Here is a 1071-nt window from a genome sequence, read left to right as displayed (position 1 = left end):
CTAGGTGTGTTGTCCCGGGACGTTGGTGACACGCGTGCTGGGTTCTTGAAATGGGTGAGGGCCTCCGGGTTCGGTGTGGATTGCGACATCTCCACCGAAGACAGGAGGCCCTCGTGGTCCACCGTAATGCCCCGCTGACCGAGACAGGCCGTTTGCGGCTGGCCCGCTGTGTCGTCGACGACGGCTGGCCCGTGCGCCGGGCAGCGGAGCGTTTCCAGGTCAGCCACACCACCGCGGCCCGCTGGGCCACCCGCTACCGGCAGCTCGGCACCGCCGGAATGAGCGACCGCACCAGCCGCCCCCACCACCAGCCCGCCCGGACAGCCCCCGCGGTGGAGGAACACGTCCTGCGACTCCGGCGCGAGCACCGCATCGGGCCCCTGAGACTGGCCGCCCGATGCGGGATCGCACCCTCCACCGCCCACCGCATCCTGACCCGCCACGGCCTGCCACCCCTGGCCGCACTCGACCGGGCCACCGGCGAGCCCGTCCGCCGCTACGAACGCGAACGCCCCGGCGAACTGATCCACATCGACGTCAAGAAACTCGGCCGGATCCCGGACGGCGGCGGCCACAAAGTCCTCGGCCGCGCGGCCGGCAGCCCGAACAAGGACCGCCGCAACGGCGCCGGATACGCCTACCTCCACACCGCCCTCGACGACCACACCCGCCTCGCCTACACCGAGGACCTGCCCGACGAGACCGCCCCCACCTGCGCCGCCTTCCTGACCCGGGCCACCGCCTGGTTCGCCGCACACGGCATCACCGTCGAACGGGTCCTTACCGACAACGCCTGGGCCTACAGCAAGAACACCTGGCGCCAGACCTGCGCCGAGCTGGGCATCAGCCCCCGCTGGACCCGGCCCTGGCGCCCACAGACCAACGGCAAGGTCGAACGCTTCCACCGAACCCTGCTCGAGGAATGGGCCTACCAGCGGCCCTACACCTCAGACCAGGAACGGCAGAACGCGTTCACCGACTGGATCGACTGGTACAACTACCACCGACCCCACACCGGCATCCACGGCCAAACACCCGCCAGCCGCGTCACCAACCTGCCCGGACAACACA

General features: G+C 70.3%; 1 protein-coding gene. It reads left to right on the top strand.

The annotated features are described in order from the left end of the window. Positions 1-113 precede the first annotated feature (113 nt). The coding region (locus tag ACZ50K_RS37970; protein WP_468912052.1) for an IS481 family transposase at positions 114-1071 on the top strand (958 nt) is incomplete at its 3' end.

It is taken from the genome of Streptomyces sp. NPDC033845, from assembly GCF_055576225.1.
The sequence above is the reverse complement of the archived record's forward strand: the minus strand, read 5'-3'. Positions and strand labels throughout refer to the sequence as shown.